The organism is Streptomyces sp. BK340 (assembly GCF_007827595.1).
Lineage (GTDB): Bacteria > Actinomycetota > Actinomycetes > Streptomycetales > Streptomycetaceae > Streptomyces.
Genome location: NZ_VISR01000023.1, coordinates 1 through 25526, shown reverse-complemented (window position 1 = coordinate 25526; position 25526 = coordinate 1). Strand labels below are relative to the sequence as shown.

The 25526-nt window shown below is 72.6% G+C and carries 14 protein-coding genes and 1 pseudogene; 6 read left to right on the top strand and 9 right to left on the bottom strand.

The window, feature by feature from the left end; all coding sequences use genetic code 11:
• Positions 1–55 precede the first annotated feature (55 nt).
• The gene (locus tag FB157_RS32260; protein ID WP_145884209.1) at positions 56–1288 is read left to right on the top strand and encodes an FAD-dependent oxidoreductase; all 1233 of its coding nucleotides are present in this window, start codon (positions 56–58) and stop codon (positions 1286–1288) included.
• Between the two features lie 80 nt (positions 1289–1368).
• On the opposite strand, the gene FB157_RS32255 is transcribed toward FB157_RS32260, so the two are convergent.
• The 5 genes from FB157_RS32255 to FB157_RS32235 form a co-directional block, all read right to left on the bottom strand.
• Positions 1369–1938, bottom strand: a complete 570-nt coding sequence (locus tag FB157_RS32255) for a hypothetical protein (RefSeq protein WP_145884208.1) — start codon at positions 1936–1938, stop codon at positions 1369–1371.
• A 112-nt stretch (positions 1939–2050) separates the two neighbouring features.
• Complete coding sequence (locus FB157_RS32250; RefSeq protein ID WP_145884207.1) at positions 2051–4567, bottom strand: SpoIIE family protein phosphatase; 2517 nt, start codon at positions 4565–4567, stop codon at positions 2051–2053.
• 133 nt (positions 4568–4700) lie between these two features.
• Positions 4701–5438 (bottom strand): class I SAM-dependent methyltransferase, encoded by a 738-nt coding sequence (locus FB157_RS32245; protein ID WP_145884206.1) that lies wholly within the window; start codon positions 5436–5438, stop codon positions 4701–4703.
• 172 nt (positions 5439–5610) lie between these two features.
• Positions 5611–7947 carry a glycosyl hydrolase family 95 catalytic domain-containing protein gene (locus FB157_RS32240; RefSeq protein WP_186581787.1) on the bottom strand — a complete coding sequence of 779 codons (2337 nt, stop codon included), beginning with the start codon at positions 7945–7947 and terminating at the stop codon, positions 5611–5613.
• Between the two features lie 125 nt (positions 7948–8072).
• The gene (locus FB157_RS32235) at positions 8073–8897 is read right to left on the bottom strand and encodes an SGNH/GDSL hydrolase family protein (RefSeq protein WP_145884205.1); all 825 of its coding nucleotides are present in this window, start codon (positions 8895–8897) and stop codon (positions 8073–8075) included.
• A gap of 255 nt (positions 8898–9152) precedes the next feature.
• Between FB157_RS32235 and FB157_RS32230 the strand changes: the two genes are divergently transcribed.
• The gene (locus FB157_RS32230; protein ID WP_315903854.1) at positions 9153–17255 is read left to right on the top strand and encodes a type I polyketide synthase; all 8103 of its coding nucleotides are present in this window, start codon (positions 9153–9155) and stop codon (positions 17253–17255) included.
• A gap of 29 nt (positions 17256–17284) precedes the next feature.
• Here FB157_RS32230 and FB157_RS32225 read toward each other — a convergent pair whose 3' ends face one another.
• Complete coding sequence (locus tag FB157_RS32225; protein WP_145884203.1) at positions 17285–18529, bottom strand: DUF2993 domain-containing protein; 1245 nt, start codon at positions 18527–18529, stop codon at positions 17285–17287.
• Between the two features lie 395 nt (positions 18530–18924).
• Here FB157_RS32225 and FB157_RS32220 point away from each other — a divergent pair, with 395 nt between their 5' ends.
• Complete coding sequence (locus FB157_RS32220) at positions 18925–19500, top strand: lamin tail domain-containing protein (protein ID WP_145884202.1); 576 nt, start codon at positions 18925–18927, stop codon at positions 19498–19500.
• Between the two features lie 144 nt (positions 19501–19644).
• Here the strand turns inward: FB157_RS32220 and FB157_RS32215 are convergent, their stop codons facing one another.
• The gene (locus FB157_RS32215) at positions 19645–21951 is read right to left on the bottom strand and encodes a PAS domain S-box protein (RefSeq protein WP_186581794.1); all 2307 of its coding nucleotides are present in this window, start codon (positions 21949–21951) and stop codon (positions 19645–19647) included.
• A gap of 355 nt (positions 21952–22306) precedes the next feature.
• Here FB157_RS32215 and FB157_RS32210 point away from each other — a divergent pair, with 355 nt between their 5' ends.
• Positions 22307–23119 (top strand): maleylpyruvate isomerase family mycothiol-dependent enzyme, encoded by an 813-nt coding sequence (locus FB157_RS32210; protein ID WP_145884200.1) that lies wholly within the window; start codon positions 22307–22309, stop codon positions 23117–23119.
• A 27-nt stretch (positions 23120–23146) separates the two neighbouring features.
• On the opposite strand, the gene FB157_RS32205 is transcribed toward FB157_RS32210, so the two are convergent.
• Positions 23147–24106: a GlxA family transcriptional regulator gene (locus tag FB157_RS32205; RefSeq protein WP_145884199.1), complete on the bottom strand. Its 960-nt coding sequence runs from the start codon at positions 24104–24106 to the stop codon at positions 23147–23149.
• 115 nt (positions 24107–24221) lie between these two features.
• On the opposite strand from FB157_RS32205, the gene FB157_RS32200 reads away from it, so the two are divergent.
• Positions 24222–24521 carry a putative quinol monooxygenase gene (locus FB157_RS32200; RefSeq protein WP_145884198.1) on the top strand — a complete coding sequence of 100 codons (300 nt, stop codon included), beginning with the start codon at positions 24222–24224 and terminating at the stop codon, positions 24519–24521.
• A 59-nt stretch (positions 24522–24580) separates the two neighbouring features.
• Positions 24581–25138 (top strand): PaaI family thioesterase, encoded by a 558-nt coding sequence (locus tag FB157_RS32195; RefSeq protein ID WP_315903853.1) that lies wholly within the window; start codon positions 24581–24583, stop codon positions 25136–25138.
• A 293-nt stretch (positions 25139–25431) separates the two neighbouring features.
• On the opposite strand, the pseudogene FB157_RS48815 reads toward FB157_RS32195, so the two are convergent.
• A pseudogene (locus tag FB157_RS48815) lies at positions 25432–25526 on the bottom strand (flavodoxin family protein); the annotation flags it as partial.

Below are 25526 nucleotides of genomic sequence, written 5' to 3'. Positions count from 1 at the left end.
AGTATTCATCGACTGATGAATTACTGCTCTCGTGATCGTGAAGGGCAGGACCGCGATGGAACAGACCACGTGCTGTGTAGTGGGGGGCGGCCCCGCAGGCATGGTGTTCGCCCTGCTGCTGGCCCGGGCCGGTGTCGAGGTGACGGTCCTGGAGAAGCACGGCGACTTCCTGCGCGACTTCCGCGGCGACACCGTCCACCCCTCCACCCTGGCCCTCCTGGACGACCTGGGGCTGGCCGAACGCTTCGCCCAGCTGCCGCAGCGCCGGGTGAACACCGTCCAGCTGCCGGTCGGAGCCGGCCGCTCGACGGTCACCGTCGCCGACCTCACGGTGCTGCGCGGACCGTACAACTACGTGGCGATGGTGCCCCAGTGGGACCTGTTGGAGCTGCTCGCGGACGAGGCCCGGCGCGAGCCGTCCTTCCGGCTGAGGATGAACACCGAGGCGACGTCCTTCCTCATCGAGTCCGGACGGGTCAACGGGGTGCGCTACCGCACCGCCGACGGCCGCGGCGGCGAGTTGCGGGCTGCGCTGACCGTCGCCTGTGACGGCCGTGGATCACTGGCGCGCTCCCGGCCGGAGCTGGGACTGCGCAGCTTCACCTGTCCGATGGACGCCTGGTGGTTCCGCCTGCCACGGCAGGAGGGCGACCCGCGCGGACTCTTCGGCGCCGCCGGGGACCGCTTCCTGACCGCGATGATCGACCGCGGCGACTACTGGCAGTGCGCCGGGCTCATTCCGAAGGGCACCGACGCACAACGCCGTGCCGCGGGCCTGGACCGCTTCCTGGCCCAGTTCACCGCGGCCGTCCCGTGGATCGCCGACCGCTCGCACGCCCTGCGCTCGTGGGACGAGGTCAAGCTCCTGGACGTACGCCTGGACCGGCTGCGCCGCTGGCACCGTCCGGGGCTGCTGTGCATCGGCGACGCCGCGCACGCGATGTCCCCGGTCTTCGGCATCGGGATCAACCTCGCGGTCCAGGACGCCGTTGCCGCCGCCCGCCACCTGGTCGAGCCGCTGCGCAACGGGACCGTGGGACTGCGCGACGTACGCGGTGTGCAGCGCCGGCGCCTTCCGACCACGGTCGTCACCCAGGCCCTCCAGCGCACGGCCCACGCCCTCCTCATCGCTCCCGTCCTGCAGGGCCGTCCACCGCTCGGCAGCCCGGAGCGGGCCCAGCGCCTCGCCCGCCGGGTCGCCGGATCACGATGGATGCGGCGCCTGCCCGCGTACTTCATCGGCTACGGCGCGCTTCGGGAACGCCCGCCCGCGGTGGCCGTCCGCTAGGACGTGTCCGGCCGGTCATGTGACCGGGCCGGACTGGCCGAGGCAGATGGAGACGGACGTCCTGCCCGTCCGCCGAGGGGTCACAGAGGCGCCAACTCCACCCTGCCGGTGAACCGGCCACCCACCTGATCTGCGAGCCAATGGACGCGGGCGGTCTGGTCGCCGTTCCGGTCCCGGACATGCACGTGGATGGTGTGGTCCTGCGACGGCTCGTCCTGGTAGAGGTCCCGGCAATTCACTGTCAGCGTGAGGTACGCGTACTTCTGCGAGATCGCCTCCAGTCCCGCTTCGGGAACCGCGGGCCATGCGTTCAGATCCCACCGCACAGCAGCGGGATCCGGCCCCAGGGCGACGATGAAGGGCTCGGCGCGGTCCAGCGGCCGACCCCAGTCGAACACCCGGATCGGCAGGCAGTCCGCCGGGTTGTCGCCGGCCTCCGACGAGCCGTGCTCCTTGCCGGCCGACGCCCACCATTCGAGGTCGGGCAGTACGCGACGTACTCGCGCCAGGACATCCGGCGATCTGATCACGGCTTCGAAGTCGACCTCTCCCTGATCGATGTCCGCCATGCCGAGCAACGTACGCACCGCACGTATCGCTTCAGGCAGGTCGGCGGTTGTGAGGACAGCGGCCGCAGCGGAGTTGCTCATACCCGAACCATAGGACGGCACTCACAGACCGACCCCGGGCGGCCGCCGACGGACACGCGAGGCGCTCGGGACCTGGCAGTCGCTGCGCAGCGGCCCGAACCGGCGGAGGCCGTCAGGGCTCTACGGGCAGCTGCTGTTCGGTCCAGATGACCTTGCCGTCCGGCGTGTACCGCGTGCCCCAGCGGTCGGCGAACTGGGCCACGAGGAAGAGGCCCCGGCCGCCCTCGTCCATGGTGGTGGCCCGGCGCAGGTGCGGGGAGACGCTGCTCCCGTCGGACACTTCGCAGATGAGGGTGCGGTCGCGGATCAGGCGCACGCTGATCGGACCGGTCGCGTGCCGGATCGCGTTGGTGACCAGCTCGCTGAGGATGAGTTCCAGGGTGAACGCCTCCTCGTCCAGACCCCAGGTGTGCAGCAGCCGGCCGGCGCGGGCGCGCACGCCGGCGACGGCCGCGGGATCGGAGGGAACGTCCCAGACCGCGGTACGGTCGCTGTCGAGCAGCCGGGTGCGAGCGACCAGCAGAGCCACGTCGTCGCGCGGTGCCGTCGGCAGCAGCGTGTCCAGCACGGCCTGGCACATCTCCTCCGGGGTCCGTCCCGCGTGTGCGACGGCGCGGCGCAGCTGCTCGATCCCCTCGTCGATGTCACGCTGCCGCTCCTCGATCAGCCCGTTGGTGTACAGCACGACGGCACTGCCCGCGGGCAGGCGTATCTCCGCCTTCTCGTAGGGCAGCCCGCCCAGCCCCAGCGGCGGCCCGGTCGGTACCCCGGCCAGGTCCGCGCGGCCGTCCGGGTGCACGATCAGCGGGTCCAGGTGGCCGGCTCTGGCCATCGTGCACAGACCCGGCACCGGGTCGTAGATCGCGTACAGGCACGTGGCACCCGTGAGCGTCGGCGCTTCGCTGTTCTCGTCGTCCCGGTCCTGGTCGATGCGGGTGACGAGTTCGTCCAGGTACCAGAGCAACTCGTCGGGCGGCAGGTCGAGCGTGGAGAAGTTGTGGACGGCGGTGCGCAGTTGCCCCATCGTGGCGGCGGCGTGCAGACCGTGCCCGACGACGTCGCCCACCACGAACGCGACGCGGGCTCCCGGCAGCGGGATGACGTCGAACCAGTCGCCGCCGACGCCGCCGAGCCCCGCCTCGGCCGGCAGATAGCGATGGGCCACCTCGACGGCGCTGTGCTCGGGAAGCGCGTGCGGCAGCAGACTGCGCTGCAGCGCGACGGCCATGGCGTGCTCCCGGGTGAAACGGCGGGCGTTGTCGATGCTCACCGCGGCACGGGCGACCAGCTCCTCCGCCACCGAGAGGTCTTCCTGGCCGAAGGGCGCGGGTTCCTTCGAACGCCAGAAGGTGGCCACGCCGAGAATCACCCCGCGTGCCCGGAGCGGAGCCGCGATCATGGAGTGAATGCCATGGGCCACCAGCCGGCGAGCCCGGTCGGGGGCCTGTGCCTGCCAGCCGGAGAACGCCCCCATGTCGGCCTCCAGCACCATCCGCCCGGAGCCGAACCCGGAGGCCTGCGGCGTGGAGGCGTCGAAGTGGACGAGGTGACCGGGCGGATACAGCGGGGTGTCCTCCCGGATGCCGTACAGGGCGACACGCCGCAGCTCCGCCATGTTCGCCTGGGTCGGTTCCTCACCGCGCAGCACGGCGTCGGCCAGGTCGACGGTGACGTAGTCGGCGAACCTGGGCACGGCCAGTTCGGCCAGTTCCTCGGCCGTACGGGTCACGTTGAGCGTCGTGCCGATGCGGATGCCGGCGTCGTACAGCAGCTTGAGCCGTTCCTGTACGTCCTCCACGCGGCCCATCAGCGCGCTGAGCTCCGTCGTGTCCCGCAGGGTCGCGACCGCGCCCCCTGGCCCGGGCTGCTGCCCCATGGGGCGCAGGCTGATCGCCAGCAGCCGGTCGCCGACCCTGATCACCCGGTCCGTGGTCGCGGTACCGGCCAGCAGCAGCCGCTCCGCGCCCGGCTCGAGTCCCAGACTCCTGACGGGACGGCCCTCCACGTCCGCCGCGAGCCCGAGCAGGCGTCGTGCCTCGTCGTTGGCCAGGAGCAGACAGCCTTGCGGATCGACGATCAGAACGCCTTCGCGCACCGCGTGCAGGACGGCGTCGTGGTGCTCGTACATGCGTGTCATCCGCACCGGGCCGAGACCGTGTGTCTGACGGCGCAGCCGCCTGCTGATCAGCGCGGTTCCGGCCGTGGCCGCCAGGAGCACCACTCCGGTCGGGACCAGGACGAGCGGTACCTGCCGGTCCGCCGCCCTGCTCACCTGCTTGATCCTCTGTGCCGGATTCGGATGGGTGTAGCGAGTGCCCTCCGGACTCATCACCACGATGAAGTCCACCTCGGCGCGCTTGCGGACCTCCTCGGCCTGCGGCTGGAGCGCGGCGGTGGGGCTCGGGCCTTCCAGGGCCTGCCGTACCGACGGGGACGAGGCGACGGCCGAGGCCACCGAGAGCGTGCGGTTGCGGGCCTCGCGCTCGGCGTCCGTCCGGGACTGCAGCAGCAGGGCGACGACGGCGGCCGCCCACAGAACCACGATGACGAAGACCTGCAGGATGAAGACCTGGCCGGAGACGGTGCGCAGCCCCTGCCAGGACCGCAGACGCCCGGGCCGCCGGTCCATAGCCCCATCTAACCGCGGCTCCAACGCGCCATCATCCTTGAGCGACCGCCGTGCCCCGCCCCTCACGTCACGTGCCCGCGTGCGCGCACGCAGCGAGGGGCGCGGGGAGGGCCGCTCACGCAGCCACGCTTCCTCAGGCGTGCGTCGTCAAGATCATGTACGGCGCGGTCCTGGTCTCCGCCGGGTCGTCCTCCGCGGGTGCTTCGACGCGGAGTGTGGGCAGGTCCACGGTGGGGGAGGGGAAGCCGGCCCCGGTCAGGAAGGACCGGTAGCGGTCGAGGGAGCGGTAGTGGGTGACGCTGGTCATCGGGGTGCCGTCGCGCAGCCGCAGCAGCGCGGGCACGGTGTCGCCGTCGCAGTACACGGCTCCTGGTTCGCCGTGGCGCAGGGTGGAGAAACCCACACCGGTCGCGGCGGGGTTGAGGTCGGCGAGCAGATACGGGGCACCGGGCCGCAGGACACGGTGGATCTCGGCGGTGAGGGCTGCCAGCCGGTCGTCGTCGGGGTCGGTGCAGTACACCAGGCCGCACACGGCGCCGTCGACGCTGTTGTCGGCGAGCCAGGGCAGGGTGCGGCCGTCGAACAGCCGGTAGGAGATGCGCGGGTGCGGGCGGTCGGCGCGGGCGAAGTCCAGCATGTACGCCGACGGGTCGAGAGCCTGGACCGTCCACTCGCCGCCGCCGGCGAGCTGCGCCGCGATCGCACCGGTGCCGCAGCCGACGTCCAGCACGAGCCGGTCCGGGCCCGGGCTGCGGCCGAGCCGCTGCAGCACCGCCGGGAAGATCAGCCTCTCGGCCAGCCGCATGTCACGGTCCCGGTAGGCGCCGGCTGCGGCGGTGGTGTCCCAGTCGAGGGGGTCGTCGCCGGCCATCAAGGGTCGCTGCCTCCTGCACTGAACCTGCCCCGGACTCCTGAGGAAGGGCGCTCGGCGGAAGCCTGGCACATGAGACGGCCGGACAGTCCGTGGCACACGGAGATTCCCCCGACAGCTCGTCCGTCCTGCGCACGGTTGACGCCGTGAGCCGCAGCCGAGCCGGCGGCCGCTACGGCAGCCCCCACGCAGGCCCCGGCTCGCCGCCGGCGACGGGCGCTATGACGAGTTCGGGTCGGACGCTGGAGTGGACGAGCACCTCGCGGCCCCGGGGCAGGTCGATGGCGAGCGTGCCGTCGCCCAGGTCCTGGGTGCGGGCCGGGGTGCCGTCGTCCAGCAGCACGGTGAGGGTGCCGCTGAGACCGTGCCGCAGCTTGAGCGGTTCGCCCGCCAGGCTCCTGATCCGGATGAAGCGGGTCGTCCCCGCCTTACGTACGGCACTGACCAGGAAGGCGCCCTGGGCACGGAAGTTGTGCAGGGTGACGTCCGCCCAGGCGGACGGGACGGCCGGGAAGACCCGGACCGTGCCGCCCCAGCTCTGGCAGAACATGTCGTGCAGGGACTGCGAGGCGGACAGCGGGGTCTCGATGACCGGACCGGCCTCGGTGTAGTGCGTGTTGGCACGGCAGGGGAAGCGCGTCGTGGGGTCGAAGAACTTGCGCAGATAGGTGATCGCGGTGTCGCCGTCGCCGGTCATCGCGTACATCGAGGCGGCCCCGGTGTAGCTGTAGCCCCGGTGGGCGCCGGTCAGTGCGTGCCAGCGGGCCACCGACTTCGCGATCAGGTCGCGGCTGCCGGGCTGGTCCCAGTTGACGAGGTACAGCGGATACACCATCAGCAGGTGCGAGTAGTGCCGGTGCGACTGGGCGTACGGCGTGTCCGCGCCGATCATGAAGCCGTTGTCGTCGACCGGGTACGGCGTGAGTCTTGCCAGCACCTCCTGCCAGCGCGGCATCAACTCGTCGTCGATGTCCAGCAGTTCGGCGGACTCGATCAGTGTCCGGCAGCCCCAGCGGAGCAGGGCCAGGTCGTAGTTGGTGTCCTGTGGCGGCACGACGGGGTACTCGGGCGAGAGCGTGCTCGGCAGGTGGAGCCTGCCGTCGCTGCCCGGGGTGAGGAAGTGCAGGTAGTAGTTGATGGCCCGGCGCAGCACCGGGAAGATCGTGTCGCGCAGCAGGGCCTTGTCCATGGAGTGCCGGTAGGACAGCCACACGTTGTGCAGCGCCCAGGTGAGGTCACCGGTCTCGGCGCCGCTGCCCGGCACGCCCACGCCGCGGTCGGCGAACATGTCGGAGCTGCGGCCGATCCCGGAGCTGTCCGCGCGGTAGGCGGCGGGCACGTTGGCGATGAGCTGTTCCTGGCTCTGCCGCAGCGTGGTGGCGAGCGCGTCGAGTTCCGGGTGATTGAAGCCATGGATGAGCCAGTACTCCAGCTGGACGTTGAGGTTCCACCAGACCGCGGGCCAGGGAGTGGGCTCCAGCCACGGCCCGGAGGTGGCCATGACGGGGCCGCCCGCGCGGCTGGCGGAGGCGACCTTGTAGAGCTGGATCCAGTGGAAACTCTGCAGTCGCCGGTCGGGGAAGGAGACGAAGCTCTTGCGGTAGAACGCATGCCACCAGCGCAGGTGCCGTCGCCTGAGGGCGTTGTACGACGCCACGCGCCCGAGGTTGCGCAGCGAGGCGGCCTCGGCTGCGGTGCCGGAGGGCGAGCTGTGTCCGACGCTCAGCAGCAGGTCGTCGCCGGTGCGGCGGTATGCGGTGGCGGTCTGGCCCCCGCCGGTGAGCGGCTGGAGCACCTGCTCGGTGCCGTCGGCGGCGGTCCGGGTGGTCCAGGGCGGGTTGGCGGTGTAGCCGGCGGGCGGGGCCTCGCTGATGTGCCGGGGGCTGACGGCCTCCTCGGGGTGGAAGGTCCAGGAGACCCGCTCGCCGCCGCCGGCGAGCACCCGGGCGGCCAGGACCTCGTCGTGGACGAGGACGGAGAGGGTGAGCGTTCCCGCGGTGGTGGTGATGGTGCCGGTGAGTTCGGCGTTCCACAGGCTCAGCCGCCAGTCGACGGCGGTGATCGTGCCGACCGGTTCGAGCGTGAGATGCCCGACCGGGAGGCGGCAGGTGCCCCAGCCGCTGCCGAACTCGGGCCGGTGGTCCTGGACGCGGCCGTGCTGGACGGTGAAGCGGACCTGGTTGGCCCCCGGCTCCTGGTGGACCATGCTGCCGAGCAGCCCGTCCCCGAGGAACGGACCCTCGTGCCAGAGGGTGGGCATCCTGGTCCACAGCAGGTCCTGGCCGTGCAGGAACCGGTCCCAGGCGTCGTCGGTGGTCATGGTGTCGCGCAGTCGCCACGGGCGCCTGACGGCCGCCTCCGCCGGACCAGGTCTGCCGGATCCCGTCGTCTGTGCGGGTAACCCGGCGTGGGCCGGCCCGGGCAGGGCCACCGTTGCCGCTCCGCCCAGCGCGGTGCCGAGCACGGCTCTGCGGGGCACCGGCGAGCGCTTCTCCGGCTGCGAGGTCATCGTCGTCCTCCCGGGCTGACGGATCGTCGAAACATCGGGTGTATGGCGGAACCTAGAAGTACCGCATGGGCGTGTCAACCACCCGTGCGGTCACGAGTCCCTGACACATCCGATGTATGGAGAGATCAGGCCGCGCCGGTGAGGAGAGGGAGGTAGCCCAGCGACTGCCCGGGTGCGGTGGGGTGGTACGACTCGGTCAGATCCAGCCAGTCGACGCTGTGCAGCCAGGGCGTGGACGAACAGATCTCGTGCCCGGCGAAGGCGGCCCGGGGATCTGCGAAAGTGAACCCGTGGTCGACGGCACGCTCGGCGATCACCCCGTTGAGCTGGTCCACGGCCTCGTTCAGCACCGACCTCTCCGTGTCCGCCAGGCCGCCCGAACAGGTGCCGTGGACCTGGTAGAGGTGCGGGTAACCGAGCACGACGACACGGGCGGCGGGCGCCTTGCTGCGGATGGCCGAGTAGAGACGGTCCAGGCTGCCGGGAAGGGTCCCGCCCATGAAGGCGCGTGCCTTCGCGACGGCGGAGAAGCATGCCTCGGTGCCGGGCAGTACGCAGGTCGCCATCACGCCGGAGAAGCCCGAGTCGCTGCCGCCGACCGTGATGCTGACCAGGTCGGTACGGGAAGTCAGCGGGCCGAGCTGACTCGACAAGACGTCGCTCGTGCGGGCGCCGTTGCACGCTGTGAAGCTGAACGACGACGGCGCATGGGCCGCGGCCCACAGGACCGGGTACGCCCGGCCGCTGCGCAGGCAGTCCGAGGCGGAGGTGAAGTAGCTGCCGGCTCCGACGCCGGCCGAATAGGAGTCACCGAGAGCCACGTAGTCCAGGGCTTCGGAGTGCGTGGCTCCGGCGCTCGGCGCCGCCGGCGCCGTCGCGGGACCGGCGAGGGTACAGGCGGCCGCGACGAGCGCGGAGGACACACAGGACGCTATGCGGGACCGTCTCATGACTCTCCTGTACCGCGGCCCGGCCACCCCCGCCCGCGGGCGCCGTCCTCCCGGCCCGGCCGTGTTGACAAGGCACCGCGGCGGTGCCGCGGCTGCAGTGTGCCGCGCCGGAGAGGGACACCTGCCGGAACCGGCAGCACGCGGGGGCATGCCGTCTCCCCGGCGGAGTTCACCCGGCGAGCCGTCACCCGTTCGGCGGCGCGCGCGACGCGGCCCGGAGCTGACGGCCGTGAACGGATCGTGACCCTATAGTCGATGGGCGTCGGGGGAGGACGCACAAGAGGGGTGGGAATGACGGGGGTTCGCGGGGAACTTGTCCGTCCGTTGACCGAAGCCGTCCAAGCGCATGCGGCACGCGCGGGGGAGAGGACCGCCTTCCGGGACGCGCGCAGGGGGGTGACCTGGGAGCAGCTGGACCGGCGGACGGCACGGATCGCGGGACATCTGGCACGGCTGGGCGTGCGCCGCGGCGACCGGGTGGTGTTCTGGCTGTCCAACCGCGTGGAAATGGCGGAGAGTTGCCTGGCCGCCGTGCGCGCGGGGGCCGTCGGTGTGCCCATGGATCCCGGGGTGGCCGACGCCGAGCTGGACCATGTCCTCGGCGACAGCGGCGCGGTGGCCGTCGTGACCGAGGCGGCGTTGCTGGAGCGCCTGGCCCGAGTGGCGACAGGACCGCGCTCGCCGCGACTGGTGGTCGTCGTGGGCGCGCGGGCACTGCCGCCCGGAGCACCCGCGGGCGCGGTCTCCTACGAGGAACTCGTCAGCACCGATCCGGACCGCCCGCCGTACGACGGCCTCGGCCTGGACGAACCGGCCTGGATCCTCTACACCTCGGGCACCACCGGCGAGCGCAAGGGCGTGGTGACCAGCCAGCGGGCCGTACTGTGGTCGACGGCCGCCGCCTACGCACCGCTCTTCGGCATGTCCGAGGAGGACCGGCTCCTGTGGCCGTTGCCGATGCATCACGCCTACGCGTACTCGCTGTGCATCCTCGGGATGGTCGCCACGGGGGCGAGCGCCTACCTCCTCGACCGCGGCGTGGACGTGCTGGACGCGCTCGAACAGCAGCCGCTGCAGGGGCCGTTCACCATGCTGGCCGGGGTACCGGCCACCTACCACCTGCTGGTGAGCGCACTGCGGGAGGCGCCGCGCGCACCGGGTGGGCTCCGGCTGTGCGTCACCGCCGGAGCCCCCTGCCCGCCGGAACTGCGCTCCTCCGTGGAGGAGTTGCTGGGCGCTCCGCTGCTGGACGGCTACGGCTCCACCGAGACCTCCGGCAAGATCGCGGTCGACCGGCTCGAGGTGCCGGGTCCGCAGCGCGTGCCGCAGCCGGTGCCCGGAGTCGAGGTCCGGGTGGCCGACCCGCACTCCGGTGCCGGTGCCGGCGCCGTCGACGGTGACGAGGGCGAGATCTGGGTGCGCGGCCCCGGCGTGATGACCGGTTACCACGGTCGCCCCGACAGCACGGCACAGGTCCTGCGTGACGGCTGGTACCGGACCGGTGACCTCGGCCGCCTTGAGCCGGACGGTGGTCTGCGGGTCACCGGCCGGGTGGGCGACCTGATCATCCGCGGCGGGCAGAACGTCAACCCGGTCGAGGTGGAGCAGGTGCTCCTGGCGTGTCCCGGTGTCGCCGACGCGGCGGTCGTGGGCAGGCCGCACGACGTGCTGGGGGAGGTTCCGGTGGCGTGCGTCGTCCCCGGCCCGGACGGAGTCGACCCCGCGCCGCTGCGGGCCGCGTGCCGGGAGCGGCTGTCCGCTTTCAAGGTGCCGGACGAGATCCGGCTGAGCGGTCCGCTGCCCCGCACATCCTCTGGCAAGATCCAACGTGTGGTACTCGCCGGCCAGTTGGCCGAGGCGCTCGTCAGCGAGCGAGAGGACGCCTCCGCCGCCCTGCGGGCCCGGTTGCTCGCGCTGCCGGCCCCGGAGCGGCGCCGCGCCCTGCTGCACCTCGTCATGGCCGAACTCCGCGGCGACGGGGAGTCCGAGCCGGAGCCCGGCCAGGCCTTCACCGATCTGGGAGTCAGCTCCCTGCAGGGTGTCCTGCTGCGCGACCGGCTCGGCGCGGTGACCGGCCTGCAGCTGCCCGCGACCCTGGTGTTCGACCGCCCGACGCCGGACGCGGTGGCCGAGTTCCTGCACGACGCGCTGCTCGGCGCCCCGACACCGGCGGTGCGCGGGGCCGGGCCCGGCACACCCGGCGACACACCGCAGCCCGACGAACCGGTGGCCATCGTCGCCATGGCCTGCCGCTACCCGGGAGCCGTGGACGACGTCTCCTCACCGGAGGAGCTCTGGCGGCTGATCGCCGACGGCACGGACGCCACCTCCACGTTCCCCGCCGACCGGGGCTGGGACCTGGCCGGACTGTTCGACACCGACCCGGACCGGCCCGGCACCTCGGTCACCCGCCGCGGTGGTTTCCTGCGCCGGGCCGCCGACTTCGACGCGGCCTTCTTCGGCATGTCGCCCCGGGAGGCACTGGCCACCGACCCGCAGCAGAGGCTGCTGCTGGAGACCGCCTGGGAGGTCGTGGAACGGGCGGGCATCGCCCCCAGCGCCCTGCGCGGCAGCGACACCGGCGTCTACGTCGGCGTGATGCACGGCGACTACGCGGGCCGGCTGCTGCACCGCGGAGGACACGAGTACGAGGCACACCTCGCGCTCGGCTCGGCCGGCAGCGTGGCCTCCGGGCGCATCGCCTACACCCTGGGCCTGGAGGGACCCGCGGTGACGGTGGACACGGCCTGCTCCTCGTCACTGGTGGCGATGGACTGGGCGGCACGGGCACTGCGCTCGGGCCAGTGCTCGCTGGCCGTGGCGGGCGGGGCCACCGTCATGGCCAGCCCGGTGCCGTTCGCCGCGTTCAGCAGGCTGCGCGGCCTGTCGCCCGACGGACGGTGCAAGCCGTTCTCGGCCGCGGCCGACGGCACGGCCTGGGGCGAGGGCGTCGGACTGGTCCTGCTGGAGCGGCTCGCCGACGCGCGGCGCAACGGGCATCCGGTGCTGGCCGTGCTCCGCGGCTCCGCCGTCAACGGCGACGGCGCCTCCAACGGCCTGACCGCGCCCAGCGGGCCCGCCCAGGAGCGCGTGATCGGCGACGCCCTCGCCGCCGCCGGACTCAGCCCGGCCGACATCGACGCCGTCGAGGCACACGGCACCGGCACCCCGCTCGGCGACCCCATCGAAGCCCGGGCGCTCCTCGCGGCGTACGGGCACGACCGCCCGGCGGAGCGGCCGCTGTGGCTGGGATCGGTGAAGTCCAACATCGGGCACACCCAGGCCGCGGCGGGTGTCGCCGGGGTCATCAAGACAGTGCTCGCCATGCGGCACGGCGTCCTGCCGCGCACGCTGCACGCCGATGAGCCGTCACCGGGCGTCGACTGGTCCTCCGGCGCCGTACGGCTGCTGCAGCGGGAGCAGCCGTGGCAGCCCGCTCCCGGAAAACCCCGGCGCGCCGCGGTGTCCGCCTTCGGCATCGGCGGAACCAACGCCCACGTGATCCTGGAGGAAGCGGTCGACGAGCAGGCGGCCCCGCACCGCGAGGGTGCCCGGACCGCTCCGGAACCGCCGCTCCTTCTGTCCGGCGCGACCGCCGGAGCGCTGCGCGCCCAGGCCCGGCGTACCGCCGCCTTCCTCCGCGAACGGCCCGAACTGCCGCTCGCGGACCTGGCGTTCACCTCGGCCACCGCCCGCGCCGCGCTCCGCCACAGGGCGGCGCTGCCCGTCCAGGACCGCGCCGCCCTGCTGGGTGAACTGGACCGGCTCTCGGACGAGGGGGCGGCAGCCGTGCCCTCCCCGGTCCGTACGGGCGGACGGCTGGCGCTGCTCTTCACCGGTCAGGGCGCCGGATGGGCGGGCCTCGGCAGGGAGTTGCACACCGCGTACCCCGTCTTCGCAGACGCCTTCGACGCGTTGTGCGGCCGGTTCGACTCCGTCGGCGTCGGGGAGCGGCCCCTGCGCGAGGCTCTGTGGGACGGTCAGGGCACACGGCTCGCCGACGCAGAGCAGCACAGGACGGATGTCGCGCAGGCCGGCCTGTTCACCTTCGAGGTCGCGCTGTTCCGGCTGCTCGAATCGTGGGGCGTGCGACCGGACTTCCTGGCGGGCCACTCCGTCGGCGAGCTGGCCGTGGCGCACGCCGCCGGGATCCTCTCGGAGAGCGACGCCGTCGGCCTGGTCGCCGCCCGGGGCCGGTTGATGCGGCAACTCCCGGCAGGCGGCGCCATGCTGTCCCTGGACGCCACCGAGGAAGAGGCGCTGGCGGTCCTGGCCGAACTGCCTGCAGCAGCCGGGCCGGTGGCGGTCGCGGCGGTGAACGGTCCACGGTCGGTCGTCGTCTCCGGGGCGGAGCAGGCGGTGTCTGCGGTGGCCGAGCGCTTCGAGACCCTCGGGCGTCGCACCGTACGGCTGCGTACCGGCCACGCCTTCCACTCGCCGCTGATCGAACCGGCGCTCGCGGAGTTCGCCCGAGCCGCCTCCCGGGCCTCCTACCGTGAGCCCCGCATCCCGATCGCCTCGACGCTGACCGGGCGTCAGGCCACCGGTGACGACCTGCGCTCGGCGGCCTACTGGGTCCGTCACGCCCGCGAAACGGTGCGGTTCGCGGACGCCGTACGTCATCTGGTGCGTGAAGGGAGGGTGACCGCATTCGCCGAGGTGGGACCAGGCACACAGCTCACCTCGGCCGCGATGGCCACGGTCGCGGCGCCCGGGGACGTGGTGTTCACCCCGACGGCGCGGGCCGGTCACCCGGAGCCCGGCACGGTTCTGGCGGCACTCGCCCGGCTTCACGAGCACGGCACGGCGATCGACTGGGACACCGTGCACCAGGCGGCACACCCGGGCAGCCGCGCCCGGCGGGTCGACCTGCCCACCTACCCCTTCCAGCGGGAACGCTACTGGCTCACCGAGCCTGTCGACCCCACACCGACGGCCGCACGCGCCGCCTCCGGCGGTCACCCGGTGCTGACCTCCACGACCAGCCTGCCGGACACCGGCCGCCTGCTGTGCACCGGCCACCTGTCGGACGCCGACCAGCCCTGGCTGCGCGACCACGTCGTCGACGGACGCCTGCTGGTACCCGCGTCCGCCCTCGCCGACCTGGCACTCCACTCCGGCAGCAGCTGCGGGCTGGACGTCCTGGAAGAGCTGACCCTGCTGCTGCCACTGCAACTGCCCGGCGGCGCAGGCGTCGAGCTCCAGGTGGCGCTCGGCGAACCGGACCCGGACGGCCGCAGGACCGTCGAGATCCACGCGCGCCCCGAGGACTCCGGCCCGGTCGGCACCTGGACCCGTCACGCCACCGGCCGGCTGGCAGCATCGGCCACCGGTCCCGCCCCGTTCCCCGGACCGCAGGGTTCCTGGCCGCCGCCGGACGCCGTACCGGTCGACGTGACAGAGGCCTACGACCGGCTGGCGCGCGAAGGCTACGCCTACGGCCCGGCCTTCCGCTGCGTACGGGCCGTCTGGCGGCAGGGAGACGACCTCCTAGCCGATGTCCGGCTCCCCGACGCCGCCGCGGCGGAGGCGCAGTGGTACGGCATCCATCCCGCGCTGCTCGACGCCGCGATCCACGTTCCACTGCTGGTCCCAGGGGACCGGGAGGAGTCCGGAACACCCCGGCTGCCGTTCGCCTGGCGGGGCGTCAGCAGGTACGCGACCGGCGTCAACGCGCTGCGGGTACGCCTGTGCCGTACCGGAGAGGACACGGTCGCCGTGGACCTCACCGACCCGGCGGGCAGGCCGGTGCTGCGGGTGGAGGCGCTCACCACCCGTGCGGTCCCGCGCACCGACGACCGCCGGCAGGCCGGACCGCTGTACCGGCCGAGTTGGACCGCCGTGGCCGCCGACCGCACCACCGCCTCCGCGCTCGCGGTGGAATCCCCGGACGACCTGGACCTGGGGGCAGCGCTGTCCGGGACACGGCGCTCCGGCTCCCGCGAAGGCGATGCACCGGCCGTCGTCGTCTCCCTGACCGCGCCGACCCCGTCCACCGGCCCCGCCTCCGGCACTCGTGCCCTCGTCACACGCGCCCTGGAACTGCTGCGCGGCCGGCTGCCCACCCTGGCTCCGCGATCACGCCTGGTCCTGGTGACCCGCGGAGCCACCGGTCCAGCCCCGGACCTGCCCGCCGCAGCCGTCTGGGGACTGGCGCGCAGTGCGCAGTCGGAGTACCCCGGCCGCCTGACCCTCGTCGACGTCGACGACCACCCCGAGTCGCTGCGCCGGCTGACGGCGGCCCTGGAGACCGGTGAACCCCAACTGGCCCTCCACGCGGGGAAGGTGCTGGTGCCACGGCTGACACAGGCGGCCGCCACACCGTCCCGGTCGGCTTCGTTCGGCGAGGACGGCACCGTACTGATCACCGGGGGCACCGGTGCTCTCGGCGGGCTGCTGGCCCGCCACCTGACGGAACATCACAAGGTGCGCCGCCTGGTGCTCACCAGCCGCAGCGGCCCGAAGGCGCCCGGCGCACACCGGCTGCAGGCGGAGATCGAGCAGGCCGGCGGCCGGGTGGAGGTGATCGCCTGCGACGCGGCCGACCGGTCCGCACTGGCGGAGGTGGTCGACCGGTACGCAACGGACCTGACCGCCGTGGTGCATACGGCCGGTGTCCTCGACGACGGCGTGCTGGAGGCGCAGACGCCCGAACGGATCGCGGCCGTGATGCGCCCGAAGGCGGACGCGGCCTGGCACCTGCACGAGCTGACGAAGGACCTGCCCCTGTCGCGGTTCGTGTTCTTCTCCTCGGCGGCGGGACTGCTCGGCAATCCCGGTCAGGCGGGCTACGCGGCCGCGAACGCGTTCCTCGACGCCCTCGCGGTGCACCGTGCCGCCCTGGGAATGCCCGCACTCTCCCTGGTGTGGGGCCCCTGGTCGGGGGCCGGGGGGATGGCGGCCCGCACCGGCCGGACCGGTGACGGCGTGCTGCGCGCCGTCACACCCGCCGAAGGCATGGCGTTGTTCGACGCCGCCTTGGCGGCGGACGAACCCGTACTGGCACCGCTGCCGTTGGACCCGAAGGCCGGTACGGAGCGGAGGCCGGTTCCGCCTCCGCTGCAGCATCTGCTGCGCCCGTCCGGCTCGGCAGCGGGCCCGGGCGCGGACCGAAGGGGCGGGGGACCGGCGGCCACCACCACCCGGCCGACCCACGACTCGCCGGGAGCGTGGCGAGTACGGCTGGCGCAGCTGCCCGCCGACGACCGGCACTCCGCCCTGCTCACGCTCGTCCGGGAAGCGGTCGCCGAGGTGCTCGGCCATCCCGGCGCGGCCGCCGTGACGGCCGACCGCTCCTTCACGGAACTGGGTCTCGACTCCCTCACCGCCGTTCTGCTGCGCAACCGGCTGAGTCTGCTCACCGGCCTGGAGCTGCCCGCCACCCTCACCTTCGACCTGCCCACCACCGAGCGACTGACGAGCCACCTGCTCGCCGAACTGCACGAGGCGCTGCCCCGTCGCAAGGCGGCCACCGGGGCACGGCCCGCACGCCCCGCACAGACTCTGGCCTCCCTCTACCGCCGCGTGTGCGGGACCGGCGACGTCGTCTCGGCGATGCACCTGCTCGTGACCGCCTCACTGGCCGTCCCCGGGTTCGGCCCCGGGGACGGCGCCGCGCACGCCCTGCCGCCACTCCAGCTGGCCATCGGCGCGGACGACCGGTCACCTCTGGTGTGCTTCCCCGGCTTCTCCCCGGACCTGGGCCGGCCCTGGTACGACGCGCTCGCGCGACACCTCGAAGACGACCGGGACGTTCTGGAGATGCGGCACCCCGGGCTCACCTCGGGCGACGCGCTGCCCCGCGACTGGCAGACACTGGTGCGCCTGCACGCAGCCACCCTGCGGGAGCGACTGGGCGAGCGCCGGCCCGTCCTGCTGGGCTGGTCGATGGGCGGCTGCCCGGCACACGCGGTCGCCGCGCGGCTGGCGGAGACCGGCACCCCGCCGGCCGGCCTGGTCCTCGTCGACACCTACCACGTGACCCCCGAGCGGGAGGCCGAGCCATGGCTGCTCGCCCTCCCCGCCCGCGCGGCCCTGGCCATGGGGGAGGAGTTCGACACCGCGGTGGAGGACATGGCGCTGGCCGCACTCGGGGCCTACACCCGGATGCTCCGCGGCTGGCGCCCCGAAGCGTTGGACGTACCCACACTGCTGGTGCGGGCCACCGACCGGCTGCCGGAGATGGGCACCCACGGCAGCCGCGAGCCGGAGAGCCACGACTGGCGGGCTTCCTGGCCACAGCTGTCCGAGACCGTGGACGTCCCCGGCGACCACTGGACCGTCGCCGGGGAACACGCACCCACGACGGCACGCGCGATCCGTGACTGGATCAACCGCCTCGGCAGACCGACGGATTGAGGCACCGCCGGTGTCCCCGGTGCGGATGCTCAGTGCCCCAGGAGCAGCCCCGACCCCGTGACGTCGGCGTGGATGCCGTCCTTGTGCACCGTCACGCCCGCCAGGCGCAGGGCGCCCGAAGGCGGTTTCGGGAGCTGGAAGGAGAAGGAGAAGCGGTCCGCGATCTGCGGGCGAGTGAGCTTGGTCAGTGCGGCGAGGAGGGAGAGGTCGAGGCCCAGCCGCTTCAGGAGCGCCGGGTGGGCGAGCGCCACGTCCACGAGGTTCATGCGGGTCAGGTCGTGCAGGAACCGCGGTGCGCCGGTGAGCTGATGGAGCCGGTCCTCGTCGTGCAGCGCGGCCCGCACCGCGCTGTCGGGCACACCCAGGCGCCGCACGATCTCCGGGACGGCCAGAAACGCCCTGATCTTCTCCGCTTCCCGGGTGAGCCGGCGCGCCGAGGCGCGGGTCAGGTGGAGGCCCTCGGCGGGCCCGGTGCCGGGCCGGTACGTCGCGAGGTCACCGACGTCGAGCCGCATGCCGTCCACGGAGGTGGCGATGCCGCGCTCCCCTTCGCGCCGGATGCGGACGTCGGCTCGTACCCGCAGATCGTTCCCCGCGACGCGCAGATCGCCGTGGGCCCGGACGCGGCCGGGTCCGCGGGCCGTGAAGGACACCTGGGAGGCGCCGAGTTCGCGGTTCATGTCGGCGAAGGACAGCAGGACCCGACCGTGCACCTGCCGCACCAGGGCGCCGCGCACGGCGGTGGGCCCGTCGCCGTCGATGCGTATGTCGTGTGCGGTGGCGGTGACCTGGGTGAGGGTGACCCGGCGGGCCGGGATGCCGGGGACGGTGATCCGGACCGAGTCGAGGCGCTGTGCGGCCAGCTGGGTGAGGAACGGGAATCCTCCGATCCGTACCTCGGGGGCCGCGGCGAGATGCAGTTGGTCCTTGAGCCGGTCCGACGCCTTGTGCTCGGCATACAGCAGCGCCCAGCGGTCGGCGAGGGTGACGAGGCAGGCGAGGGTGAGCGCCCAGGCGAGGACTCTGACCATGGTGGGCAGGCCGGTGGCCCGGTTGCGGCGGCGGCTGCCGCGCCGGTGGTTGGGCGGGGACCAGGGCTCCTCGGCCTCGTCGTTCCGCGAGGTCGGCGCGGTGTCGTCGGTGAGGAAGTCCTCCAGCGGATTGTCTGCCAGCGCGGCCAGTTCGTCGTACGGATTGCGACTGTGTGGAACCCCGTCGGCGGAATCCCCGTCGGACAGGGCAGGTTGATGCGTCGGTACGTGGGGGGTACGCATCGGGAGATTTGATCATATAGTCCCACCAGACTCGCAAGTCCTCCTTGAAGTAAGGCTCGAAATCGGCCACTTCGTGACCGACGGTCGGTGGGTGTACGCGCGGCATATGCCCGGGGACTGTTGCTCACTTTCGGGTGACGAGCCGGTGCGAACGCAGGTGAAAGGTCGCTCGATGAAGCCTTGAAACGGTCATTCAGTGCATAGATGGACTATGCAACCGAGTGTCACCAATATGTGGGCGTTTTGTAACACACGCCGTATGTGCCGCGCTCTTCTCGTGCGGGGCACGAGGGTGTGGATGCGCGGCCGCACGGCCGCTCCTCACCTACCGCACCCCGGCCCACGGCCCGAAGCCGTGTGGCCAGGACGTGCCCACACCCTGAAAGGGGGACCCTGTGTCCGCTTCCGTTTCTGTGACCCCGCGTCGTCTGACCGCAGCCGCCGCCGTGGCGGCCGCCCTGGTCGGAGCGGTGGCGCTGCCCGCCTCCGCCGCGGACCGAGCGAGCGCGTACCCGGACCGCGCCCAGGTGGTCATCGGCGACGTGCAGTCCAGCCTCCACGGCCGCTACGAGCGATCCAACCTGGCCCTCAACCGGGAGTGGGTCGACATCACCAACAACGGCCGTCACGGCGTGAACCTGAGCGGCTGGACCCTGTCCGACCGGGACGGGAACACCTACACCTTCCGCAACTACTGGCTGGGGGGCCGGTCAACCGTTCGCGTCCACACCGGTGTCGGCCGCGACAGCTCGACCGACGTCTTCCAGGACCGCCGCTTCTCGGTGTGGGACCGCGACGCCGACACCGCCACCCTGCGCAACGACCACGGCCGTTTCATCGACGCCGAGTCCTGGGGCAGCCGGCGTGACGACCACCGCGGCTACCGTGATGACGACCGTCACTTCCGTGGTGAAGGCGACCGTCACTACCGCGGCGACGACCCCAGCCACCGCGGCGACCACCGCTTCTGACCGTCCCCGGTGTGCCGACGTACCTGCCTCGGCACCCGACCACCCGCATCGCGGCGCGCCGCTCCCGGGGAGCGCCGCGCCGCGCCCGCGTCGGCTTCTCCCGCCCGGTGCGCCCGCGTCGACCGGCTCCGGCCCGTCCGGGTCCTACGGGCCTGCCGGCCGAAGGGCGACCGCGTGCCCCATCCGGAGGCTGAACCACGTCGTCTTGCCCTCGTCGGTAGGCCGGACTCCCCAGTCGTCGGCGAGGGCCCGAACGAGCTGCAGCCCCCGGCCGGACTCCTCCTCCTCGGCCGCGACCCGGGGCTGGGGCAACTGCGGGCTGGGGTCGCTGACCTCGACGGTCAGCTCGGTGTCCGTGCGACGCACACGCAGGCCGATCGGGCCCTGCGCGTGCTGGACCGCGTTGGTGAGAATCTCCGACAGCAGCAGACACGCGTCGTCCGTCCGCTCGACGAAGCCCCATGTGCAGAGGGTCGCGGCGAGGAATCCGCGGCCGTCACGCACCGCGCGCGGCTCCGCGCACAGTTCGGCCCCGGCCGTGGCCAGCGGGGCGGCCGGCACCTGTGTGAGCAGCAGGGTGACGTCGTCGTGCCCGTTCGCGTCGGGCAGCAGCGTCTTCAGTACGTGGTCGGCTGCGGCCTCCAGGTCGAGGCCGGAGCTGGCCAGCTTGTCGAGGGTGCCGATGAGCTGGGTGAGCTGGTCCTCGATGTCGGTGCCCGGGGTCTCGATGAGACCGTCGGTGTAGAGCACGAGCGTGGCGCCGCGTGCGATGGTCGCGGTGTGCTGCTCGAAGATCACGCCGCCGACGCCGAGGGGCGCGTTCACCGGCGTGGGAAGGGCCCTGACACCCTCGCCGGGGACGGCGACCAGGACCGGCAGATGTCCCGCGGAACAGATGACCACTTCGCCGGAGTCCGCGGCGACGACGAGATAGCAGCAGGTGACCAGCTGGTCGGGGACGTTCAGGTCGGCCACGACCGTGTCCAGGGCCTGCATCAGCTGACGGGGCCGCATACCCGTCTTCGCCAGCGCGTGCGCGGCGGACCGCAGCTGGCCCATCACGGCGGCCGCTTCCAGACCGCGGCCCATCACGTCACCGATCAGCACTCCGACGCGGCCGGCTCCCAGCGGGATCAGGTCGAACCAGTCGCCGCCCACACCGGCTCCCTGGGTGGCGGGGAGGTAGCGGCTCGCGGTGGCCAGGTCGGGAATCGCGGGCGGCGTGCCCATCAGGCTGCGCTGCAGCGTGAGCGCGATGTGCCGCTGCTGCTCGTACAGTTCGGTCAGTTCCGCCTCGGCCCGTTTGCGGTCACTGATGTCGCGGACGATCGCGCACGCGCCGATGACCGTGCCGTCCGGGGACCGGGTCGGCCACAGGGTGACGTCGACGTCGAGCATCGCGCCGGACCGGGTCACCCGCAGCGTCTCGAAGTGCTCGACCTTCTCGCCGCGGCGCAACCGGTCGAGGAGCAGCCGGATCTCGTCCGTCATGTCGGGCGGGGCCAGGATCGACACGTGCTGTCCGACCGCCTCGGCGGCCGAGAACCCGTACAACCGTTGGGCGGCGGCGTTCCAGTAGGTGATCCGGCCGTCGAGGGTCTTGGCGAGGATCGCGTCCTGGGAGGACTCGACCAGCGCGGCGAGTTCGTTGATGCGCTCTTCGGCGGCTTTGCGTTCGCTGACGTCGCGTACGGCGGCGGAGACGAGGAGTCCGTCGGCGGTTTCGAGGGGGCTGAGGCTGATCTCGACGGGGAATTCGGTGCCGTCCTTGCGGAGGCCGTAGAGGTCGAGGCCGGCGCCCATGGGGCGTACTTGCTGGTTGTGGGCGTAGCCGTTGCGGTGTGTGGTGTGGTGGGTGCGGAAGCGGCCGGGGACGAGGAGTTCGACTGGGTGGCCGAGGAGTTCTTCGCGTCGGTAGCCGAAGAGGGCTTCGGTCTGGGCGTTGACGAGTCTGATGATGCCGGTGTCGTCGACGATGACCATCGCGTCCGGTGCCGCCTCCAGCAGCCCCCGGAAACGTTCCTCTGCGGCTTTGCGTTCGCTGACGTCGCGTACGGCGGCGGAGACGAGGAGTCCGTCGGCGGTTTCGAGGGGGCTGAGGCTGATCTCGACGGGGAATTCGGTGCCGTCCTTGCGGAGGCCGTAGAGGTCGAGGCCGGCGCCCATGGGGCGTACTTGCTGGTTGTGGGCGTAGCCGTTGCGGTGTGTGGTGTGGTGGGTGCGGAAGCGGCCGGGGACGAGGAGTTCGACTGGGCGGCCGAGGAGTTCTTCGCGTCGGTAGCCGAAGAGGGCTTCGGTCTGGGCGTTGACGAGTCTGATGATGCCGGTGTCGTCGACGATGACCATCGCGTCCGGTGCCGCCTCCAGCAGCCCCCGGAAACGGTCCTCCTCGCCCCGGGGCCTGCCCCCGGGTATGTCGCCGCCGCACTCGCACGTCGCCCGCTCCGCCATGTGGGTGGAACCGGACGGCACCGCCTCGGCCAAGTCGCTCATGTCCATCCTCGATCCGCGGCTCGATGAGTCGGCCATCCCAGCGCAATCCGGAGACATCCGTACGCACATGTCGCCAAGTGGCCCACATCGGTTGAACATGGCCGTCCGTTTTTCCTCGGTGACTGATTGGGGTTCACGGGGCTCCGTCTCCGTGGACCGGTCCGGAAGGCGGTGAGCGGGGCGGTGCGCCGGGGCAGGCATGACCGGCGATGGTGGATCATGATGCGGGACCGCGGACGGCGCCCGGCGCACATGGGGCGCGCGTGGTCGATGACGGTGCGACACCTCCCGCGGACGAAAGGGCGGACGCGACATGGAAGGCAGCCGAGCGGCGGTCCACCCGCTGCCGTACACGACCTACCAGCGGGCCGTCGAGCAGGAGACGGCGCGTTTCGCCGAGGTGGCCGAGGGCGTGGATCCGGCATCCCCCGTGCCGTCCTGCCCCGACTGGACGATGGCCGACCTCACCCGGCACGTCGGGAGTCTGCAGCGCTGGTTCTCCACCCTGCTGACCCGGCTGGTGCAGGAGCAGCCGCGGAGTCGTGAGGTGGAACTGGAGCTGCCGGACAGCGCGCAGGAGTACCCCCGCTGGGTGGCGGCCGGCATCCCCCAGGTGGCCGCCGTGCTGCGGGCCACGGACCCCCACGCGCCCATGTGGGCCTGGGGCGAGGACCAGCACGCCCGGTTCTGGGCCCGCCGGATGCTGTTCGAGACACTGGTCCACCGCGTCGACGCCGAGCGGTCCGTGGGCCGGGAGTCCCCCGTCGACCCCGCGCTGGCGGCGGACGGGATCGACGAGTTCCTCGTCAACCTGCCCCACGCGCACCTGTTCGCCCCTGCCGTGGCCCAGCTGAAAGGCGACGGCGAGACCGTCGTGTTCCAGTGCGCAGGCCCCGGCGAAAGCCTCGGTGAGCAGTGGCGGGTGCGACTGGAGGCCGACGGATTCCGCGAGCTGCCCCGAGCGGAGGACGGGGAACCGTCCGGCGCACGCACGACGACGGTGCGGGCCCGGGCCGCCGACCTCCTGCTCCTGCTCTACGGACGGCGGTCGTACCGGGAGGCCGCCTTCCACGTGACGGGGGAATCCGCGACGCTGGACCGCTGGTTCGCCCACACGGGCTTCTAGCCGGAGCGAGGGCATCCCCGGTGCTGCTCAGCGTGTGCGCAGCCCCGCCGTGGTGGTGCCGGTGCGATCGCGCAGCAGCGTGCGCAGGGTGGCGGCGTGCTCGTAACCGACCTTGCGGGCGATGCTCTCCAGGGACAGGTCGGTGGTCCGCAGCAGATGCGTCGCCTGCTCGACGCGCAGGTCCTGGACGAACCGCACCGGAGTGGTGTTCAGGACCCGGCGTACGGTGCGCTGCAGCGTGCGCTCACTGACACCCAGGGCCCGTGCCGCCTCGGCCAGGCTGTTCGGCGTGTCGAGGTGCCGGCGCGCCCATCGTTCGAACGCGGAGATCAGCGGATCGCTCTGCGCGAGGGCGCTCGGGATCGTGTACGCGGACTGTGACGGGCGCTCGTCGACGACCAGGTACCGGGCGACCAGGTCGGCCAGCGCGGGGCTGGCCATGCGTACGACGGCGAGGGCGAGATCGACGTGCCCGAAGGCTGCCCCCGCCGTCGTCACCCCCTGCGAGGTGGTGACCATGCTCGTCTCGTCGAGCGCAACGGCCGGATAGCGACCGCGGAAGACGGGCGCCAGCCACCACGTGGTCGTCGCCCGGTGGCCGTCCAGGATGCCCGACTCGGCCAGCAGGAAAGTGCCCGTACAGGCCGAGGCGACGGGTGCGCCCCGGCCCCGGTGACCGGCGACCAGCTCCCGTACGTCGGCGAGGCCGGGTCCCGCGACCCGCTCCAGGAGGGCGTCCGGCCGGCGCTCGGCGAGCGCGGGAACGAGCAGCAGATCCGCGGCCCCCGCGCCGGATGCGGGCTCGGTCGTGACGATGTGCCCGGCGCCGGTGCGCACCTGCGGGCTGAAGCCGACCGTCGTGACGTTCCAGGCCGGTGGCGGCTGGGGGAGTTCGCCGCGCATCGCGTTGGCCGCCTCCAGGACGTCCAGCGCCGCGCAGAGCCCCGAGTCGAACACGCCGTCGTAGACCAGCACCGAGACGTTCATGTCGGAAACGCTACCAGAGAAGTCGTTTCCGACACTGGGGCCGGACGGCTCACCGACCTAGCGTGAATGGTGTGCCCCGGTGAGGGGACACACGACCGAGCCGAAGGAGCCCACCATGAACAAGATCGGTCTGCTGGCCCGTATCGAGGCCAAGCCGGAGCACGCCGATGAGATCGCCCGGATGCTGACCGAGGCCGTGAAGCTCGCCGAGGAGGAGCAGCGGACCGTCACCTGGTTCGCCTTCCGGGAGGACGCCACCACCTTCGGTGTCTTCGACACCTTCGAGAACGACGAGGGCCGCACCGAGCACCTGCGCGGGCGGATCGCCGCCGCGCTCATGGGTGCCGCGGAGACCATGCTCGCCTCGGCCCCCGACATCCGGCCCGTCGACCTGCTCGCGGTCAAGCTGCCCTGAGCGGCCCCGCACGCCGTACCGCGCCCCCGAGACCCCGACGCACAGGAGATCCACCGACCATGACATCCATGACCCCCGCGCCGGCGACGGAAGCCGGGGCCCGGCGCGACGCGGGGCCCACCGTCCGCTCCCGCACCCACACATGGGCACCGCCCACCGGCTATGCCGACGGTGCCGGCCGTTCGGGTCTGGAGGTGCTCCGGATGTGCGTCGAGGGCCGCCTTCCCCAGGCGCCGATCGGCGGGACGCTCGGATTCCGTCTCGTGGCGGCCGAGCACGGCCGGGCCGTCTTCGAGGGGGAACCCGGCGAACACCTGCTCAACCCCATGGGCACGGTGCACGGGGGTTTCCTCGCCACGCTCCTCGACTCGGCGCTGGGCAGCGCGGTGATGTCGACACTCCCCGTGGGGCGCGCGTACACGACGATCCAGCTCGGAGTGCACATGGTGCGCCCCGTCTTCGCGGACACCCCGACCCTGCACTGCGAGGGCACCGTGATCCACGCGGGCCGCACGACCGCGACCGCCGAGGCCAGGATCACCGGCACCGCCGACGGCAAGCTCTACGCGCACGCCACCACCACCTGCGCGGTGTTCGCGCTGCCCGAGGGGGCCTGACCGGCAGGGCGGACAGCGGGCCCGCAGAACGGGGGGCGTCCCGTCGCAGTCCCTCCCACTTGACAGTTCAGTGGTGGCACGCGTGTGCGCCGCATCGAGCGCCTCCCAGCGCTCGGTGCGGCCGGTGGGTGAAGCTCTCGTCGACTGTCACGGGCAGCACGTCCGCGAGAGGGTCCGCCGGGATGCCCGCGATCCCGCCCGCCCTCGTCAGCCCGGTCGCGTGCCGGGGCCGGCCGGTGTCCGACTGTCCACTGGTGGGTGATGCCGAGGGCGGACTTGTTTTCGGCATCTCGCTACCGGTGCTCGGGGTTCTCGTAGTCGCGGCGGCAGCCGGCGTCCCAGGCGGTGCGCTGGTTGCCGTAGGCGGGGATGCCACCGAGATCCTTCA